We start from the raw sequence: 17,702 nt of genomic DNA on the forward strand, positions 1-17,702 counted from the left end.
TTACCTTCAAGTCTTACGTTCAGGTTTTTACGTCCAGGTCTTACCTTCAGGTCTTACGTTCAAGGAGGCACTATGCCAACGCTTGTTTTAGAACCAGATGCCAGTCAAGCGCGATCGCCCTGGGACGGGTTTGTGCCCGGAGTCTGGGTAGAACGGATTGACGTGCGCGACTTTATCCAGAAAAATTACACGCCCTACACCGGGAATGAGGCGTTTTTAGCGCGTCCCACCGCTGCCACGCGCACCCTGTGGCAGCAAGTGACGCAATTCATGCAAGCTGAGCGAGAACGGGGCATTTTGGATGCCGATACGCGGGTGGTGTCGAGTATCACTTCCCACCCGCCGGGCTACATTAACCGCGAACTGGAGCGGATTGTGGGGCTGCAAACCGACCAGCCGCTGAAGCGAGCCATAATGCCCTTTGGCGGCATCCGAGTTGTGAAAACAGCGCTAAATGCCTACGGCTATACGCTCGACCCCGAAACGGAGGCAATTTTCACGACGTATCGCAAAACGCACAACGACGGCGTGTTTGATGCCTACACCCAGGAAATGCGGATGGCGCGGCGGTCGGGGATTATCACCGGGCTGCCCGATGCCTATGGGCGGGGGCGGATTATCGGCGACTATCGGCGAGTGGCGCTGTATGGGTGCGATCGCCTGATTGAAGACAAAAAAGACCAGAAGCAGTCGCTCGCAGCCCTCAGCGACGAACCCACCATTCGGCTGCGGGAGGAACTGTCGGAGCAGATCCGGGCGCTGGAGGAACTGAAGCAAATGGCCGCCAGCTACGGCTGTGACCTCAGCGCCCCGGCCGCCAATGCCCAAGAAGCCGTGCAGTGGCTTTATTTTGGCTATCTAGCCGCCGTGAAAGAGCAAAACGGCGCGGCAATGTCGCTGGGGCGGGTGTCTACGTTCTTAGATATCTACTGCGAGCGGGATCTGCGAAACGGCACGGCTACGGAAATCGACATTCAGGAACTCATCGACCAGTTTGTCATGAAGCTGCGGATGGTGCGGTTCCTGCGAACGCCGGAGTATAACGAGCTATTTTCGGGCGACCCGACCTGGGTGACAGAATCCATTGGCGGCATGGGAGAAGACGGGCGACCCCTGGTGACAAAAACCAGTTTCCGAATGCTGCATACGCTGAACAATCTGGGGCCGGCTCCCGAACCCAACCTGACGGTGCTGTGGTCTGAACGGCTGCCGGATGCGTTCAAGCAGTATTGCGCCAGGATTTCTATTGAAACCAGTTCAATTCAGTATGAAAACGATGACCTGATGCGGCCCGAGTTTGGCGATGATTATGCGATCGCCTGCTGTGTGTCTGCGATGCGCGTGGGCAAGCAAATGCAGTTCTTTGGCGCACGGGTCAATCTGGCCAAGGCCCTGCTCTATGCCATCAACGGCGGCCGCGATGAAAACACAGGCGAACAAGTAGCGCCCCCGTTCCGCCCCATCCTGTCGGATTATCTAGACCCCGATGAGGTGATGGAAAAATTCGACAGACTGCTCACTTGGCTGGCAGAGCTATACATCAACACGCTGAACGTCATTCACTACATGCACGACAAGTACTGCTACGAGCGGCTAGAAATGGCGCTGCATGATCGGGACGTTTATCGCACGATGGCCTGCGGCATTGCAGGACTTTCGGTGGTGGCGGATTCGCTGTCTGCGATTCGCTATGCCAGGGTGAAGGTGTTGCGGAATGAAGCCGGACTGGCCGTAGATTACGCCGTGGAAGGTGACTATCCCAAGTTTGGGAACAATGACAACCGAGTGGATGCGATCGCTGCGAACTTGGTGACGACCTTTATGAACAAGCTGCGGCAGCATAAAACCTACCGCGATGCCGTGCCCACCCAGTCAGTGCTGACGATTACCTCCAATGTGGTCTATGGCAAGAAGACGGGCAGCACCCCTGACGGGCGAAAGGCCGGCGTGCCCTTTGCCCCCGGTGCAAACCCCATGCACGGCCGCGACACCAAGGGGGCGATCGCCTCCCTCGCCTCTGTCGCCAAACTGCCCTACGCCCACGCCAAAGACGGCATTTCCTACACCTTTTCCATCGTGCCTGACGCGCTGGGGAAACAGACGGGCGATCGCATCCAAAATCTGGTGAGCTTACTAGACGGCTATTTCCACGGTCAGGGGCATCACGTCAACGTCAACGTACTCAATCGAGAAACCTTGCTCGACGCGATGGCGCATCCTGAACAATATCCACAACTCACGATTCGAGTGTCGGGCTACGCGGTCAACTTCATCAAGCTCACCCAGGCGCAGCAGCTAGACGTGATCAGCCGCACCTTCCACGATCGCGTCTAGGCATAGGTGGCATTCGCAAGAGACTCGCTTTTGTAAGGCGTTCAGCCGACGCAACGCAGGGCAAAAGGACTCCGGACGGCAACGACAGGAACAATTGAAACTTGCTTGCAACTTGCTTGCAACTCGCTTGCAACTTGCCTGAAACTCGCTGACCGTTCGCCTTTTGCCCTTTCTCTCGACACTCTTGTGACTTACGCAGTTGAACAATTTCTCGCGGGCTGCACCCGCAAGAAATTGTCCAAAATCCAGAAGGTCTATCGCAAGTGCGTAAGTCCTGACTCTTTTGACACGCTTTGCTGAGTCTGCTTCCCTTGGCGCTGTGATTTTTAAGGCCTACCGTTATGTCAATCACCGGACGCATTCACTCCATCGAAACCTGTGGCACCGTCGATGGGCCTGGCCTGCGGGTCGTGGTGTTTACTCAGGGCTGTCCCCTGCGCTGCCTCTATTGCCACAACCCCGACTGCCGCGAGATATCGGGTGGCACTGAGGTCACCGCCGATGAAATGGTCGCCGAGATTCAGAAATATCGCTCCTACATTCGTCCGCCTGGTGGCGTGACCCTGAGCGGCGGCGAACCGCTGATGCAACCAGAGTTTGTGCAGGAGATTTTGCGGCAGTGCAAGGCGCTGGGCATTCACACCGCGCTGGATACGTCGGGCTATTGTCCGCTGGCGATCGCCCGCCCAGTGCTAGAGTTTGTCGATTTGGTGCTGCTGGATATCAAATCATTCAACCCGTCAATCTACACCCAGGTCACCAGCGTCAGCCTCCAGCCCACGCTGGATTTTGCACAATACCTCAGCGACTGCCACAAGCCTGCCTGGATTCGCTTTGTGGTGGTGCCAGGTTTAACGGATGATCCAAACAATGTCGCTGGGCTGGCCCAGTTCGTCGCCCGCTTGAAGAACGTGGAGCGGGTCGAAGTTATTCCCTTCCACAAGATGGGCGAATACAAGTGGCAACAGTTGGGCTATGACTATCAACTCAGCAATACCCCAACGCCCACACCAGAATGTATCCAGGCAATCCGGGCGCAGTTTCAGCAGGCCACGCCCGCGCTGGTACTGTAGTCCGAAGAATCCTAACTCTGGTTCTCTGCTCTAGCCAGCGTCTTAAAACTTTCTAGGTCGTTGATTGCCTTGAGTCGATCCCCCTAAATCCCCCTTAATAAGGGGGAATTCCAGAGTGGTTCGGCTCGGTTCCCCCCTTTTTAAGGGGGGCTAGGGGGGATCAAAGGGCTTTAAAACCTTTAGTTTGGACTAACTGGCATCACAATAATGCTCAACAGGATGCCATAAAGAATCTGCTCAACCGTTCATAACAGTTGAACTTAAGGAATTGGATACAATCCTGCTCGCAGTTAAGCTGCTGTTGCAACCGGACTGTTCAGGGATTGTTCGGATGTCTTGCGTTTCGAGGCTCGTTTTTTGACCATCGGATAGCAGGGACGAGGAGTTGGCTTGTGCCCCTTGCCTCGTCCTGGCGATTTACCACGAGGTTTAGGCGCAGGAGCAGGGGTGCCAATCGCTGCCAAAATGCCTGCAAACGCTTGTGCGACCCGACCCGGAGTCAACGTTTCTTGCGGTGCCTGCCAGGGCAAGGGGTGGTCAGTACAGTCCTTTCGCGCTAACCACAACTGCCAACTGAGCAACGGCATCAGGCTGCTCCACTGTTCGGTTGCCGATACAGAACTGAACTGGGGATGTGTCCAATATAGCCTCTGCTTGGCAAAGCGATACCAGTGTTCAATGGCAAAGCGACGGAGGTAGTGCAACCACAGGGTTTCTAACGGAGGCATCTGCTCACCCAGCCAAACTAACCACAAAGGAGCCAAGCGTCGCGTGCTGCTCTGTGTCTCCAGCACCTCCACGCGCAACACTTCCATTGCCCGTTTGGGGATTTGCGGAAATGGTATGCACTCCAACGACTGACCCGCACTCGTCCCCAGTTGGGATCATCGACTTCAACGGTTTCGACCGGGACACTCCAAGTGTCAGGGTCATTGAGTTTCATCTTATGTCCATGCTTGGCAGGTGCGCCTCGCCCTCGATACGCTGGGGGCGCGCCATAGACACATCGATTGGATGTAACCCGCAGCAGCAAGTCTGCCTCAATCCCTGCCGTTTGGTTGACAAAACTGGCATTGCCGTACCCTCGGTCGTAGATCGCCAACGGACGCACCGCTAACTGCCGAGTCACTTGTTTGAGTTGGAATGCCGCTTTACTGGCGGGTGTTTCAAAGCTGGTGATGCGCTCATGCCGCAATGGTAATGCCCAACTGCCCCTGTCTTCAGCAATCCAGGCTAAGGTACTGTAGTTTTGTCCGGCTATCGGGGCATGTCCTGTTCTGCCTGATAAGGTGCGGTCTTTCAAACGCCTGGCAGCAGGACGGTTCCACCGACTCGCATCACCTGCCAACAACGGTTGCTGCTGAGTCGGTATCTGCTGCACCAACAGCTTCAGCACCTTTGAGCGGGGTAGGCGGCTATCGCGCAACGCTTCATAGGGGCTCGACCACTGGCGACGAAAGACAGGACTCTGCGATAGCCTCACAAACGACACGATGCACGCACTCACTAACACGGCATCCATCAGATCAAACAGGGCATCTCTGGCGTTTCCCAAGCTGGCATACAACGTTTGGCGAAATTGCTGAAGTTCGTTGAAAATCATGGGGTCAATGTTGGTTGTACTTCATTGACCTTACGGCAGTCGGTGCTTCTCATTGACTGCCTTCCTCTTCACCATTAGTCCAAACTAAAGTTAAAACACGCCCTAGCCAGATTCTCCAGCCAGACTTCTTGGCCAGACTTCTTGGCTAGACTTCTCGGCTAGACTTCTCAACCAGACTTTTACGATCTCTCCTGTTTCTTCCTGCAAACCCCCTGTATCTTAGGAGGCAGAGCGTCGCTTGGTAATGTTCTGATTGATTACCGCTGGCCCCGCTCTTTAGAACGACGTAGGACGAATCAGGACGACAACCATGACAGACGTGCGAATTGGCATCATCGGCGGCAGCGGCCTCTACAAAATGGACGCGCTGAAGGACGTGCGCGAAGTCGAGGTAGACACGCCCTTTGGCAAACCGTCGGACGCGCTGATCGTGGGCACGCTGGAGGGCACGCCCGTCGCATTTTTGGCACGGCACGGACGCAACCACACGCTGCTGCCATCGGAACTTCCGTTTCGGGCGAATATTTACGCAATGAAGTCGCTGGGTGTGGAGTACCTGGTTTCGGCTTCGGCGGTGGGGTCTCTGCAAGCGGAGGCCAAGCCGCTGGATATGGTGCTGCCGGATCAGTTCATCGATCGCACGAGGGGGCGCGTCTCGACTTTCTTTGGCGAGGGCATCGTGGCGCATATTGCCTTTGGCGATCCGGTGTGCAAGAACCTGGCGGCGGTGTTGGGAGAGGCGATCGCCTCCCTGGATCTGCCCGATGTAGCGCTGCACCGGGGCGGCACCTACGTCTGCATGGAGGGGCCAGCCTTTTCTACCCGCGCCGAGTCGAACCTGTATCGAAGCTGGGGCGCAACGGTGATCGGCATGACCAACCTGCCCGAAGCCAAGCTGGCCCGCGAAGCCGAAATCGCCTACGCGACGCTGGCGCTGGTGACGGATTATGACTGCTGGCATCCCGACCACGACAGCGTGACAGTGGACATGGTGATCAGCAACCTGACAAAAAATGCGGTAAATGCCCAGCGCGTGATTCAGGAAACCGTGCGTCGCCTGGCCCAAAACCCGCCGCCTTCCGAAGCCCACCACGCCCTGAAATACGCCATCCTCACGCCGCTAGACAAGGCCCCTGCGGAGACAAAAGCTAAGCTGGAACTGCTGCTGAAAAAGTATTTGGGCTAGTATCGATTCTTTGATTTTGGATTTTGGATTTGCGATTTTGGATTCCGGTCGAGCGTCTGCGGGGCTTCCGGTGATTGCATCGGCCGCATGGTTTGTGTGAAGTGATGCGATTTGTAGCGTCACTTTGGCAATTCGATGGCGATTCGATACGGGGTCAAAATTGGGGCAAACAATCAATCGATAAATTCGCCCAAAAAGGGGTTGCTTCTATCAGGAAACCTGGACGTTTTTAGGCAGGGTTGAAGCGGTTGTAGGGGCGATCGCCCGTTATCCAAATCCTTGAACCCAAATATCGCAACCTCCAAAAGCGTGAATTCTCGTGAATTCTCAAGGCGTTTTTGTCGATCCCCAGCCCATTCGTCAAGAATTGTAATTAAATATACAATTTAATATTTTCCCGAACTCAAGCAGCATCCAGGCTTGGGCAATTTCCGTCAATCTCGCTCGTCCTCAGGCCTCAGGACTCCCCCGATTCCATTGACTAGCATGAAGGAGAGGGGGCAATGCAACCAGTCCCTCATCGCTTCCACACGGTTGCCTCAAGGAGGTACTCATGGTTCAGCTATCCGAACGCAGCGTCGCGATGCCGCACGATCAGAGTTTGGTGCTGTGGTTTGAGGATGTCGGAATTCACGATATTCCGCTGGTGGGCGGCAAAAACGCCTCGCTGGGAGAAATGATTCGTCAGCTTAGCGCCAAGGGAGTGCGCGTGCCGGGTGGGTTTGCGACGACGGCCCACGCCTATCGCCACTTCATTCAGAGCGCAGGGCTGGCGGAGGCGCTGCATCGCCTGTTTGCCACGCTGGATGTGGACGATGTAGAAAACTTGCAGGCTTGCGGGCGGGAAGCGCGATCGCTCATTCTCAACGCCCCCTTTCCCCAAGATCTAGAAGAGGCGATCGCCCAGGCCTATGCTAAACTGTGCCGCCGCTACGGGCCTGATACAGATGTCGCCGTGCGCTCCAGCGCCACCGCTGAAGATTTGCCCGATGCCAGCTTTGCCGGACAGCAAGAAACCTACCTCAACGTCCACGGACTGGATGCGGTGCTGAATGCTTGCCGCCATTGTTTTGCCTCCATCTTTACCGATCGCGCCATTTCTTACCGAGCCACCAAAGGGTTTGACCATTTCACCGTCGCCCTCTCCGTTGGCGTGCAAAAGATGGTGCGCTCTGACCTGGCAGAATCGGGCGTGATGTTTTCCATCGACACCGAGAGCGGCTTTCGCAATGCGGCGCTGGTGACGGCGGCCTACGGGCTGGGCGAAACGGTGGTGCAGGGTTCCGTCAACCCGGACGAGTATCTGGTGTTTAAGCCCACGCTGCAAGAAGGCTTCCGCCCCATCCTGGCCAAGCGCCTGGGCAGCAAAGAAATCAAAATGGTCTACGACACCGACGGAGAACATCTGACCAAGACCGTGCCCGTGGAACAATCGGAGCGCGATCGCTTTGCCCTGAGTGATGAGGACATTCTCAAGCTGGCGGAATGGGCCTGCATCATCGAAGACCATTACTCCCAAACCCACGGCACCTACACGCCAATGGATATCGAGTGGGCGCGAGACGGCATCACGGGCGAACTCTACATCGTGCAGGCGCGGCCGGAAACGGTGCAGTCGCAAAAGGCGCAGACCGTGCTGCGGCGCTATCGCCTAGAGCGCGAGGCCGGCGCAAAAACAGAAGACACTACCTACACCCACCACGAGCCGCTGGTGACGGGCCGCGCCGTGGGCGAGATGATTGGCCAAGGCAAGGTGCGCGTCATTCTTAGCCCAGCAGAAATTCACGCCTTCCAGGCGGGCGACGTGCTGGTGACGAGCCGCACCGACCCAGACTGGGAGCCAATTATGAAAAAAGCAGGGGCGATCGTCACCGATCAGGGCGGCCGCACCTGCCACGCGGCGATTATTGCGCGGGAATTGGGCATTCCGGCGATCGTTGGCTGCGGCAATGCGACGCAGGTTTTGCAAACGGGTCAAGAAGTCACTGTGTCTTGTGCCCAGGGCGAAGAGGGGCGTGTTTACGCCGGGTTCTTGCCGTTTGAGGTGGAGGAAACGCCGCTCGACACCCTGCCCCGCCCGCGCACGCAGATTCTAATGAACGTGGGCAATCCCGAAGAGGCCTTTCGCCTGTCGGCCCTGCCCAACGACGGCGTAGGGCTGGCGCGGTTTGAGTTCATTATTGCCAACCACATCCGCGTGCATCCGCTGGCGCTGCTGAACTATGACCAACTGCCAGAGGATGACGAAAAAGCGGCGATCGCCCAACTGACTCACCTCTACGACCACAAGCCCGACTACTTTGTAGACAAGCTGGCCCAGGGCGTGGCCACCATCGCTGCTGCTTTCTATCCCAAGCCGGTCGTCGTGCGGATGTCAGACTTCAAGAGCAACGAATACGCCAACCTGCTGGGCGGCAAATCGTTTGAACCGCACGAGGAAAACCCAATGCTGGGTTGGCGCGGTGCAGCGCGATACTATGACCCGAAATACCGCGACGGCTTTGCGCTGGAGTGCGCGGCGATTCGGCGCGTCCGCAACGACATGGGGCTGACGAATGTGATTCCCATGATCCCCTTCTGCCGCACACCCGAGGAAGGGCGCAAGGTAATGGCAGAACTGGAGCGCAACGGCCTGAAGCGCGGCGAAAACGGCTTGCAGGTCTACGTCATGTGCGAAGTGCCCAGCAACGTGATTCTGGCAAACGAGTTCAGCGAAATCTTCGACGGCTTCTCCATTGGCTCCAACGACCTGACCCAACTGACGCTGGGACTCGACCGCGACTCGGCGCTGGTGGCAAACGTGTTTGACGAGCGCAACGAAGCCGTAAAAACGATGATTCGCGTCGTGATTGAACGCGCCAAAGCCAACGGTCGCAAGATCGGCATCTGCGGCCAGGGGCCCAGCGACTATCCCGACTTTGCCCGTTTCCTGGTCAGCCAGGGCATCGACTCTATTAGCCTAAACCCCGATACGGTGGTGAAGACCTGGCTGGATGTGGCGCAGGCGGAGGCGATGGAGTGAGGAAAGAGAGAAGAACGAAGAACGAAGAGCGAAGAGGGCAGGAAAGAGAGAAGAACGAAGAGCGAAGAGGTTCTGTTTTTCGTTTTTCGTTTTTCGTCTTTTCCGTCACTCAACTGCCGCGATAGGTGCTGTACGACCACGGCGACACCAGCAGCGGGACGTGATAGTGCGCGTCGGCATCGGCAATGCCAAAGCGGATGGGAATCTGGCTGAGGAAGGGCTGGTCGGGCAGTGCGTCGGGAAATTGGGCGAAATAGTCGGCGACGGCAAACACCAGTTCGTAAACACCGGCTTTCAAATCACCATCACTGAGCAGGGGCGCGTCGGTGCGGCCGTCGGCGTTGGTGGTGACGGTTTTCAGCAGGGTGCGGCTGTCGCCGTTGGGGTGAATGCCGCCGTGAATCGCATAGAGGGCGATCGCCATTTGCGCCGCCGGACGACCATGCGCCGTGTCCAAAACGTGGGTCGTGAGCTTACCCGCCATTGCCATCTCTCCAGTTTTTGTATCTCTCAAGCCTAATTCCCGATTCGCTAACGCAGCGGCCCCGCCAAAATCACCTTGCTAATGGCATCGGTAACATCCGTCGGCTTTTCCGTCGCCAGTTGGTGATACCACTGCTGCGTCACGGCGGGGTCTTTGCCGTGAATCTGTTCGGCCCGTTTGCGGGCCTTTTCTACCACCGCGTTGGCGCGGGCCATGCGCTCCGACTCGTAGCGCTTCAGGGCATACTCGATGCTGATATTGGTGGTCAGCAGATAGTTTGCCAGCACCAGCGCATCTTCCATCGCCTGACAGCCGCCCTGGCCCAAGTCAGGACAGGTGGCGTGGGCCGCATCGCCCAGCAGCGCCACCCGCCCGCGCACGTAGCGATCGATCGGGCCGACATCGTGAATTTCCGGACGCGCCACGGTATAGGGGTCAAAGCGGTCGATCAGGCGCTGCACAGGCTCGGCCCAGCCTGCGAAATGGGCCTTTAGCTCTTCCCGGTAGGTGTCGGGGTTGGCGGGTGTGCCCTTGGGCAGCGGCACGTCGAGGAAGAAATAGAGGCGATCGCCCGCCACAGGCATCAGGGAGGCTCGCTTGTGTTCGCCAACGTAGATGACCCAACTCTCCGGCGGAGACAACTCAGCATCGGCAGGCACTAGCCCGTTCCAGTTCACATAGCCCACATACTGCGGCTCTACCTCGCGCCCTACGACGTAGCTCCGCAACACCGAGCGAATGCCGTCCGCCGCCACCAAAAAATCGCCCCGCGCCTCGCGCCCGTTGGCAAACTGCACCGTCACGCCGTGGTCGTCTTCCTCCACGCCGATGCAGCGACAGTCGAGATGCACCTCGCCCGGAAACGCCGCCATCAGCATTTTTTGCAAATCGCGGCGGGCGACCGGATAGGGGCGCTGTCCGACTTTGTGAATCAGCGGCGCAAGCTCGATGTAGTTCAGAAGTTCTCCGGCTTTGGTGTGATACTGCATCCGGTTCATAATGCCGCCGATTTCGGCCATGCGATCGCCCAATCCCAAACGGTTCAGCACTTTCACGCCATTCGACCAGACGGAAATCCCCGCACCCACCGGCCGCATCTCCTTCACCCGATCATAAATTTCTACCTCATATCCGGCTTGTCGCAGGGCGATGCCAGCCGTCAAGCCACCAATCCCAGCCCCGATCACGATCGCCTTCAGGTTTTGCATAGATCTCCGTCTGTCGCTTTCCTGTATACGGTATACAGCGTTTCACAAACCCATTTGAACCCATCGAAATAAATAAGACGTATCAAACGCCTCATTTGGTATCCTGACTTACCAAACTGATGCTCAAGCCCTTGACTGGAAAGCCGTTTGGTTGATATTCCCAGTCCTCATTCGTTTTTATTCTAATCGCTTTAGGACTTACGCAGTTGGACGATTTCTCGCGGGCTGCGCCCGCGAGAAATCGTCCAAAACCCAGAAAACCTATCGCAAGTGCGTAAGTCCTACGCTTTCCAGAATGACCTTTCGGTGATTTTGCCATTCTTCTTGACTCGATATCCAAAAGTGATATTATTTTTTAGGCAAGGATATCGTTTTTCGGTATCAAGCCCGCGTCCCGATGTGGCTGATGCAGCTCCCCGTCAGCCACTCGATGACGCTGGGGCGATCGCCCTGGCAATTTTGAATTGTGGATTGGTGATTTTGGATAACGAATCCGACGGAATGTGCAACTTTCAATCTGCCCTCATCCCCCAACCCCTTGTATCTTGAGAACAGGAGAACGAGCTAGGACTCTTGTTCCCTCTTCTTTGGGAGAGGGCTAGGGTGAGGGCAGCAAGACGCTTAAGCACGAAAATCATACGTCTGTTTAGAAACGCCGACTCCAAAATCAGTCCATCCAGAAACGAAGACCATGACCCGCGTGTTGATTGCAGAAGATGAGCCGCGCATTGCTGCTTTTCTAGAAAAGGGATTTCGGGCCAATGGCTTTGCAACGGCGATCGCCCCCGATGGACAAACTGCCTGCGACATGATTACCAGCCAGGAGTTTGACCTGCTGATTTTGGATCTGGGGCTGCCCAAAAAAGACGGCTGGACGGTGCTGGAGGAACTGCGCGGGCAAGGCGAACAACTGCCCATTATCATCCTCACCGCCAGCGACAGCGTATACGACACTGTTGCCGGGCTAGAGAGCGGCGCAGATGATTACGTCACCAAGCCCTTTCGGTTTGAGGAATTGCTGGCCCGCGCCCGCCTGCGCCTGCGCCACACCCGCACGACCCAGGGTGCCGAAATGCGGCTGCAAGTGGGCAACATCGAGCTAGATTTGCAAGCGCATCAGCTTTGCGTGGGCGATCGCCAGATTGAGCTATCGGCCCGAGAATTTGCCCTAGCAGAAACGTTCCTGCGAAATCCAGGGCGGGTACTCAGCCACGAGCATTTACTCAAACACGTCTGGGGCTACGACTATGACCCCGGCTCCAATATTGTCAATGTCTACGTCGGCTATCTGCGAAAAAAGATGGGGAACGGGTACATCGAAACCGTACGCGGCATCGGTTATCGCTTTCAGCCGTAACACGCCGTAATCCACAGATGCCCAAAATTTCAGTCCAATATAATCTCGGTTCATCATTTTAGATTTGGATTGGATGGCGCTCCTCATCTTTTGGGTATCTTTGGGGTCAATTGTGATGCGCTTCTGCGGCATTCAGAGTGCGCTGCTTGCGCTAAGGCCTGCACTTTTTATGGGGGCGATCGCGCCGCAGACAGCAGACGAAAGCCCGAACGCAAAAGTTCCCAAAATCCAAAACTGATTTTCAAAAAGCAGGTGACGTTTACTCCTTTCAAAAAGTTCCTGAATCAGACTAGTAATTTCTAAAATTCTAGAAATTTTTCAGAACTCATATCTTGGGATGTATCCTGAGAGCGACTTTTCGGCAATATTCTGCACCTTTAGATACAGGTATTCTTGTCGTGAATCTCATTGCAAAACAATGCTTTAGTGCTTCCTAAGAAAAGCATTAGAAAACTCTAATAAAGGTTGCTCCCTACTATCCACCTCGATAAGCTGAAGACACATGGAGGAAATACTGAAAAATGCAAGCGTTCTTGCAGGTGCAAGTATTTCTAAACATGAGTCGATAGTTAGTAATGAGGATCGTGCAATGACTAATAAGGAACTTTCACAACATCAGCCTGCGGGTATCGATCTGTTCCTGGGTATTGAAGGCTTGGCGCAAGTGCTAACCGAAGAAAACGAACTGCTGATCACGGGTGGGCGACGCCGAAATTCCACCCCTCCGCGCCGTAATACTCGACGGGTTGTGCGCCGTCGGACGACTCGCCGAGTAGTGCGTCGCCGCAATCTTTCCACGACCTAATTTTGACCTGATTTCGCTACGGCGCTTTGTCGCTGGCACTGGTTCATAAAAGGATGATGTAGCACTTGAAGTGCTGACTATGCAAAGACCTCAGCCGATTTTGACTACAGACTGCGAAGGTTTGTCTACAAGGGCTTTGCGAGGTTTGTCCTCCACTAACAGTCCAGTGCCCGATATCTTCGACTAATCCGCTGTTGATTAGGGGATAGGATTTTAACTCATGACCAATTCATGACTTAAAATGCCTCTTTCGACAGAGGTTAGCTCTTTAACTTTTACCGAGTCAGAGCCATAGCCAGAGTCCTGAGTGGCTCTGGCTAAGTTTCTTAGAAAAGTAAGCTATGGCAGAAAACCGTTTACCTGAACTCGTCAGCCTTGGGGATGCTGATTAATATAAACTCCGAAATGCATACAGAAATGACGTTTAGATTAGATCATCAGAACGTTTTTGATTATCTAGTGAGGCAAAAGCTGTGCGATCGCCCATCGGAATCCGTTCTTTCTATTGAAGCCAAATCTTCCAAAAACTTTAATTTGCTGGTGCGACTGACGGGCGATCGCCTGCTGCTGGTGAAACAGGAACCACTGGATGCCCAGGGCAATGCCGCTGGAGATTTGCTGATTGAAGGGCAGGTGCAATCTCTATTTCAAGCACATTCTGAACTGAGTAGTTTGATTCCCCTAACGGCGGGCATTTTGCTGTTTGATCCAGTCCATCACATCCTGGTGATGAACTATCTTCAGGACTATCTCGATCTGGAAACTTTCTATGCTGAACAGCAGGTATTTCCAGCGGCGATCGCCCACCAGTTAGGGCATCTAGCCGCGCAATTTCACCGCACTACGCTGGACTATTGGCCGATTTATCACCAGCTTCATCCCGACGAGGAGGCACTTCATCGGGCTGCCCTCCAGCAAACCCAAACGGCGGCAATGGCAGAGGACGAAATTGCCACGATTGTTCCCAATTTTGAAGACGGTCTGGAGTGGCTGACTCCAGAAGATTTGGGGCGGATCAGCGAAGATGGGCAGCGGTTTTTTGAGCTGTATTTTCAGGCTGAGGATCTGCGGAGGGCGATCGCCCATTTAAGCGAGATTTACGACCCCTGCTGCCTCACGCATCAAGATTTCAAGTTTGGCAATGTGCTATTGCATCGCAACTGGCCGCAGTTGATTCGAGCCTCCTCTAAAGAATTAAAAGAATTAGCAGGATCAGCAGAATCGGCTAAAAAATCATCCGCGACCAATCAGCCTTGGAATGCTGCCCCGCAACCGCTGCGCCTGATCGACTGGGAAAAGGCAGAATGGGGCGACCCAGCGCTGGATATGGGCTTTCTGATTGCTTGCTATCTGCGGCTATGGCTACAGAGTTTGGTCGTGTCGGGGCTGGATTTGACCGAGGCGCTGCGGCTGGTGGCCGTCCCGCTGGAGGCTCTCCAGCCGTCGCTGCGATTGCTCGTGCGCGGCTATGGAGCGGCGTTTCCCGAAATGGGGCGATCGCCAGTCTTTTGGCAGCGGGCGATGCAGTTTGCAGGCTATAGCCTGGTTCGCACGCTGCGGGTCAAGGCGCTACATTTCGAGCCGCTGGGCAATGTGGGCATTTGCACGATGCAGGTGGCGAATTCGCTGCTCAATCGGCCAGAAGCGGCGATTCGGTCAATTTTTGGCGGGCCGCTTCTGGACTGGATAGACAGGGAAGCATCTGACGCAGAATTGGGCAACCAGCCAGATAGCCAATCCGACCTTGCGGCGACATCCGGCTCTAGCGAACTAGCAGGTTCCCCCGCGACAGTTCCAAACGCGACCCCGACGCTTAAGCTGCCGCCCAGAGCGGGGCTAGACGATTTGCTGCGACATCTCCACATCAGCCCAGAGGGACGGATTTATCACGATCGCTGTCCGGCGGCGGTGCTAGTAGAAGACGATCGCCCCTTTGACCAGTTGCCGCCAGAGGTGCAGCGCTCCTATCTGCGGCTCCAGCTTCGCAACGTGATCTACGACCTCTATTTCTGCGGCCGACAACTGACCGACCAACCTGCGGCAACGGATCTGCGAAACTCGGTGCAGGCTGGGGTGGATGTGGAATTTTTTGAGCAGCTTAGCGCAGCAAACACAGGACAGGGCTATTTTGACGCAGGCTGGATCGTCACGCAGATCGACGAAACGACGGCCTTGGTTCAGCGCAATGGGTTGATTTTGCGGCTGGAGCGCGATCGCCATTTATCTCCCTCCCAAAGACATCCGGCAGTGGGCGACATGGTTGCGGTGTGGATGCCACCCCATCGCATGGACGCGAGTTTCTATACTGTTTTGGGCGATCGCGGCCCGATTTCGCCCGATGCGCCAGCGGTGCAGGTCTATTTCAACCTGTCGGCTGCGGGGGCGATCGCTCTCATGCGCGTCCTGATTCCCGCGCTAAATCAGGCAAAACTGCCCTTTTCCCTCGGCCTGCTGCACGACCCAGCCGACTATGGGCGACGCGACGCAGCCATCTTGCGGCTGTGCCAGGTCGATTGGGCTGCGGCGGCTCCGATGCTGCGGCAGGCTTATCCGGTTGTGCGATCGCACCTCCAGCGGGCCGTGCCTCTGTTTACCAAGGCCCTCGCGCCAGGAGTGGGGCTAGCGGAGGAACCGATGGAGGAACCGATGGAGGAAGCCTGCAACGAGGCGATCGAGTTTGGGCTGCACCGCGCTCAGTTGGTTGCCGATGGGCTGCTAGACAGCGCCGACCCCACCGCCCGGCTAGCGGCGATCGCCCGTCAGTTTCAGCAGGCAGGGCTGTGGCTTGACCGGCCGTACCTGAATCCTGGTGCGGGCGATCGCTACTCGCTTTGAACGGCTCGACGATTGCTGAGTTTAGAAAATAAACGGCAGCACCGGGCGCAGTAGCCGCCGCAGCTTCAGCAGCATCACTGTTTGCCGGATTTCGGGCGGCAGATCGCGGGGTTGTTCCTCAATCGCCGTCTGGCGACTGGTCTGCTGGGTGGCGCGTTCGCTGGCAGTAAGCGGTTCTCCCGTGACGGGCGATCGCCCCTCCAGCACAATCTGCGTCCGCAGCACCTCCTCTGGCACGTCCTCCGGCGGCGGCAGCGCGTGCCCCAAACCGGCCTCAACGCCCATTGCGCCTGCGATGCCGCACACCACGCCCACGCCAACCCCGGCAATCCAGCGTCTCATTTCACATTCCTGCTGAGAGAGAGCATTTAGCGCACAAGCGAACGAATCTGGTTGCGATAGTCGGCAGTGTCTAGCCCTCTACCTTGGGACAGGATGGTTGCATCTACCATCTGTCGCAGGCGGGCAGCGCGTTCCCCAGAATTGGGGTGGGTACTCAGGAAAGTGGGCACCGAGCCGCCCCGCTGCTGGAGTTTTTCCATAAAGCTAACCAGGCCAATCGGGGCATAGCCAGCGCGGATTATATTGCTAAGGCCGCGCTCGTCTGCTTCGTATTCGTCACGGCGGCTGTTGGGTCGGTTGATGGCGAGTTCCACACCTAGGGCAACGGCCGTGTTGCGATCCAGTCCGGCGGCGCGGGCGGCCCCAGCGGCGATCGCCCGATCGCGCAACTGCTCGACCGAGTGGCGCGAGGCAATGTGCCCAATCTCATGCCCCAATACGCCCGCTAGCTCAGCCTCATTGTCCATTGCTTGCAGCAGCGCAGTGGTGACGTAGACATAGCCGCCCATTGTGGCAAAGGCATTGATCTGGTTGCTCTCGACCACCTGGAAGGTATAGGGAATCTGGGGGCGATCGCTGTGGGGCACGAGTCCCTGTCCCACGCGGTTAACGTATTCAGAAACCGTCGAATTCTGATAAAGCCGAAACTGCCGCGTCAACAATTGCTGGTTGATCTGCCGACCTAGCTCCAACTCTTGCCGCTCCGACATATTGGAGATTTGAACAATTTGCGCCCCGCGAATCAGCAGTTCCAGCCAGCGCGGCACGGTTTGCGAATGAGACGGCGAAGGGCTAAGCACAATTAGCCCAGTTGCCATCACGCCTGCCATCAACCCATAGAGCCAGCGGCGGCGCAGATTGCCAAATTGGTGAAGGAGAAAGTCAATCATGATGCTTTGCCAGAGTGTGGAATGTTGACGTGCAGAGGAGTTCAGGAGTTAGGCGTAACAGATAACAACAGGCTTGCCTGAAGCTTCGGGATTCCTCAAGATCAAAAAATTGAGCCTGGATCAATCCAAATATATTGATCGTTGAGACGTAGATTATGCAAAATTGTTGCGCGAGTAGGCATCTTGCGCGGGCCGGTGTGATGACGTAGGTGAGGGCGATTGCCCCTCAGCCCTTTTTAAGCGTTACTCCCAAGAACTCTCTCTAGCGTTCCACAATCCCTCCAAAAATCACTCTCCCCAACGGTGAAGTTCTACAGCGGCAGATAACTTTGTTGACCACCCCCTTGAGCCAGCAATGCAACCACTGCGGCGCGGGGCCACACCAGGCAAAACTGACGATTGATCACATCATTCCGCTGGCGCAAGGTGGGGTAAACGACCTGAGCAACCTGCAAGTGCTGTGTCGGCGATGCAACTCATCCAAGCAGCATGGATTTGATACGAAGCGCGACTGTCATTTCAACAGGACTTTTGGATCGCAGCACCACCAGCGGTGACTTCTT

The 17,702-nt window shown here is 56.1% G+C and carries 12 protein-coding genes and 1 pseudogene; 8 read left to right on the top strand and 5 right to left on the bottom strand.

The features are described from left to right. Positions 1–72 precede the first annotated feature (72 nt). Both pflB and pflA read left to right on the top strand, forming a co-directional pair. On the top strand, positions 73–2,334 hold the full coding sequence (gene pflB, locus JTM80_RS11175) for a formate C-acetyltransferase (protein ID WP_205371191.1): 2,262 nt from the start codon (positions 73–75) through the stop codon (positions 2,332–2,334). Between the two features lie 341 nt (positions 2,335–2,675). Continuing rightward, on the top strand, positions 2,676–3,407 hold the full coding sequence (gene pflA, locus JTM80_RS11180) for a pyruvate formate-lyase-activating protein (protein ID WP_205371192.1): 732 nt from the start codon (positions 2,676–2,678) through the stop codon (positions 3,405–3,407). 290 nt (positions 3,408–3,697) lie between these two features. Here the strand turns inward: pflA and JTM80_RS11185 are convergent. Further along, positions 3,698–5,010 (bottom strand): annotated as a pseudogene (locus tag JTM80_RS11185) (NF041680 family putative transposase). A gap of 310 nt (positions 5,011–5,320) precedes the next feature. Here JTM80_RS11185 and JTM80_RS11190 point away from each other — a divergent pair. Then, a complete protein-coding gene (locus JTM80_RS11190) occupies positions 5,321–6,196 on the top strand; it encodes an S-methyl-5'-thioadenosine phosphorylase (RefSeq protein WP_172358029.1) in 876 nt (291 codons plus the stop codon). A 553-nt stretch (positions 6,197–6,749) separates the two neighbouring features. Beyond that, entirely contained in the window at positions 6,750–9,218 is a 2,469-nt protein-coding gene (gene ppsA / locus JTM80_RS11195) for a phosphoenolpyruvate synthase (protein ID WP_205371194.1), read from the top strand. A gap of 109 nt (positions 9,219–9,327) precedes the next feature. Here the strand turns inward: ppsA and uraH are convergent, their stop codons facing one another. Both uraH and hpxO read right to left on the bottom strand, forming a co-directional pair. Continuing rightward, positions 9,328–9,702: a hydroxyisourate hydrolase gene (uraH, locus tag JTM80_RS11200; protein ID WP_172358027.1), complete on the bottom strand. Its 375-nt coding sequence runs from the start codon at positions 9,700–9,702 to the stop codon at positions 9,328–9,330. A gap of 47 nt (positions 9,703–9,749) precedes the next feature. Beyond that, positions 9,750–10,910, bottom strand: a complete 1,161-nt coding sequence (gene hpxO, locus JTM80_RS11205) for an FAD-dependent urate hydroxylase HpxO (protein WP_205371195.1) — start codon at positions 10,908–10,910, stop codon at positions 9,750–9,752. 691 nt (positions 10,911–11,601) lie between these two features. Here hpxO and JTM80_RS11210 point away from each other — a divergent pair. The 3 genes from JTM80_RS11210 (at position 11,602) to JTM80_RS11220 (ending at position 15,907) form a co-directional block, all read left to right on the top strand. Continuing rightward, the gene (locus tag JTM80_RS11210) at positions 11,602–12,267 is read left to right on the top strand and encodes a response regulator transcription factor (RefSeq protein ID WP_172358024.1); all 666 of its coding nucleotides are present in this window, start codon (positions 11,602–11,604) and stop codon (positions 12,265–12,267) included. Between the two features lie 589 nt (positions 12,268–12,856). After that, on the top strand, positions 12,857–13,072 hold the full coding sequence (locus JTM80_RS11215; RefSeq protein WP_172358023.1) for a hypothetical protein: 216 nt from the start codon (positions 12,857–12,859) through the stop codon (positions 13,070–13,072). 417 nt (positions 13,073–13,489) lie between these two features. Continuing rightward, a complete protein-coding gene (locus tag JTM80_RS11220; protein ID WP_205371196.1) occupies positions 13,490–15,907 on the top strand; it encodes a T3SS effector HopA1 family protein in 2,418 nt (805 codons plus the stop codon). 21 nt (positions 15,908–15,928) lie between these two features. Here JTM80_RS11220 and JTM80_RS11225 read toward each other — a convergent pair whose 3' ends face one another. Next, entirely contained in the window at positions 15,929–16,249 is a 321-nt protein-coding gene (locus JTM80_RS11225; protein ID WP_225906824.1) for a hypothetical protein, read from the bottom strand. 26 nt (positions 16,250–16,275) lie between these two features. Then, a complete protein-coding gene (locus JTM80_RS11230; protein ID WP_172358021.1) occupies positions 16,276–17,139 on the bottom strand; it encodes a M48 family metallopeptidase in 864 nt (287 codons plus the stop codon). 332 nt (positions 17,140–17,471) lie between these two features. Here JTM80_RS11230 and JTM80_RS11235 point away from each other — a divergent pair, with 332 nt between their 5' ends. After that, positions 17,472–17,696, top strand: a complete 225-nt coding sequence (locus JTM80_RS11235) for an HNH endonuclease (protein ID WP_225906825.1) — start codon at positions 17,472–17,474, stop codon at positions 17,694–17,696. The last annotated feature ends 6 nt before the right edge of the window (positions 17,697–17,702 follow it).

Source organism: Thermoleptolyngbya sp. PKUAC-SCTB121 (assembly GCF_016919485.1).
Lineage (GTDB): Bacteria > Cyanobacteriota > Cyanobacteriia > Elainellales > Elainellaceae > Thermoleptolyngbya > Thermoleptolyngbya sichuanensis.

What these genes read in the sequence shown, in the direction of transcription:
- ppsA (WP_205371194.1), top strand. Translation starts at nt 6,750, where the DNA reads ATGGTTCAGCTATCCGAACGCAGCGTCGCGATGCCGCACGATCAGAGT.
- JTM80_RS11210 (WP_172358024.1), top strand. Translation starts at nt 11,602, where the DNA reads ATGACCCGCGTGTTGATTGCAGAAGATGAGCCGCGCATTGCTGCTTTT.
- JTM80_RS11220 (WP_205371196.1), top strand. Translation starts at nt 13,490, where the DNA reads ATGACGTTTAGATTAGATCATCAGAACGTTTTTGATTATCTAGTGAGG.
- JTM80_RS11230 (WP_172358021.1), bottom strand. Translation starts at nt 17,139, where the DNA reads ATGATTGACTTTCTCCTTCACCAATTTGGCAATCTGCGCCGCCGCTGG.
- hpxO (WP_205371195.1), bottom strand. Translation starts at nt 10,910, where the DNA reads ATGCAAAACCTGAAGGCGATCGTGATCGGGGCTGGGATTGGTGGCTTG.
- pflB (WP_205371191.1), top strand. Translation starts at nt 73, where the DNA reads ATGCCAACGCTTGTTTTAGAACCAGATGCCAGTCAAGCGCGATCGCCC.
- pflA (WP_205371192.1), top strand. Translation starts at nt 2,676, where the DNA reads ATGTCAATCACCGGACGCATTCACTCCATCGAAACCTGTGGCACCGTC.
- uraH (WP_172358027.1), bottom strand. Translation starts at nt 9,702, where the DNA reads ATGGCGGGTAAGCTCACGACCCACGTTTTGGACACGGCGCATGGTCGT.
- JTM80_RS11190 (WP_172358029.1), top strand. Translation starts at nt 5,321, where the DNA reads ATGACAGACGTGCGAATTGGCATCATCGGCGGCAGCGGCCTCTACAAA.
- JTM80_RS11215 (WP_172358023.1), top strand. Translation starts at nt 12,857, where the DNA reads ATGACTAATAAGGAACTTTCACAACATCAGCCTGCGGGTATCGATCTG.
- JTM80_RS11225 (WP_225906824.1), bottom strand. Translation starts at nt 16,249, where the DNA reads ATGAGACGCTGGATTGCCGGGGTTGGCGTGGGCGTGGTGTGCGGCATC.